Source organism: Acinetobacter sp. 479375, from assembly GCF_000581715.1.
Taxonomy (GTDB): Bacteria; Pseudomonadota; Gammaproteobacteria; order Pseudomonadales; family Moraxellaceae; genus Acinetobacter; species Acinetobacter ursingii.
Genome location: NZ_JEZN01000071.1, coordinates 1 through 870, shown reverse-complemented (window position 1 = coordinate 870; position 870 = coordinate 1). Strand labels below are relative to the sequence as shown.

The 870-nt window shown below is 42.6% G+C and carries 2 protein-coding genes; both read left to right on the top strand.

Translation table 11 applies throughout. From position 1 onward, the window contains the following. The first annotated feature begins 68 nt into the window (after window positions 1-68). Window positions 69-212 carry a hypothetical protein gene (locus J500_RS17805; RefSeq protein ID WP_153565456.1) on the top strand — a complete coding sequence of 48 codons (144 nt, stop codon included), beginning with the start codon at window positions 69-71 and terminating at the stop codon, window positions 210-212. Window positions 213-411: 199 nt separating this feature from the next. Further along, on the top strand, window positions 412-555 hold the full coding sequence (locus J500_RS17800; RefSeq protein ID WP_153565456.1) for a hypothetical protein: 144 nt from the start codon (window positions 412-414) through the stop codon (window positions 553-555). The last annotated feature ends 315 nt before the right edge of the window (window positions 556-870 follow it).

Below are 870 nucleotides of genomic sequence, written 5' to 3'. Positions count from 1 at the left end.
GAGCACTGGCGATCTAAGTCAATGCTGCAGTTCTCATCATCATTGGAATAAGTGGACAAATTCCTGACATGGAAATTGCAGCGAGATTGGCTAAAGTTACTGCGCTGATTATCAGCCGAGATGTCGTTATTGATTATGCCTTATACGGAACTCCAGAATTAGCCCTCGTTGCGAACAACAAAGCAGAAATCCTGCAGTTCCGCGGACGCTGATAAGTAGACAGATTCCTGACACGGAATACTATAACTTACATCACTTAAATAGGATGCATAAGTTGTGTAAGTTACGCCACTTAAATAAGTTAAGGCGCTAAAGCGATAAAAGCTACATGATGGCCAGTACTGAGCACTGGCGATCTAAGTCAATGCTGCAGTTCTCATCATCATTGGAATAAGTGGACAAATTCCTGACATGGAAATTGCAGCGAGATTGGCTAAAGTTACTGCACTGATTATCAGTCGAGATGTCGTTATTGATTATGCCTTATACGGAACTCCAGAATTAGCCCTCGTTGCGAACAACAAAGCAGAAATCCTGCAGTTCCGCGGACGCTGATAAGTAGACAGATTCCTGACACGGAATACTATAACTGAGGTCACCTAAATAGGATGCATAAGTTGTGTAAGTTACGCCACTTAAATAAGTTAAGGCGCTAAAGCGATAAAAGCTACATGATGGTCAGTACTGAGCACTGGCGATCTAAGTCAATGCTGCAGTTCTCATCATCATTGGAATAAGTGGACAAATTCCTGACATGGAAATTGCAGCGAGATTGGCTAAAGTTACTGCGCTGATTATCAGCCGAGATGTCGTTATTGATTATGCCTTATACGGAACTCCAGAATTAGCCCTCGTTGCGAACAACAAAGC

Bases quoted from the DNA above. Each gene is read 5' to 3' on its own strand.
- J500_RS17805 (WP_153565456.1), top strand. From the start codon at position 69: ATGGAAATTGCAGCGAGATTGGCTAAAGTTACTGCGCTGATTATCAGC.
- J500_RS17800 (WP_153565456.1), top strand. From the start codon at position 412: ATGGAAATTGCAGCGAGATTGGCTAAAGTTACTGCACTGATTATCAGT.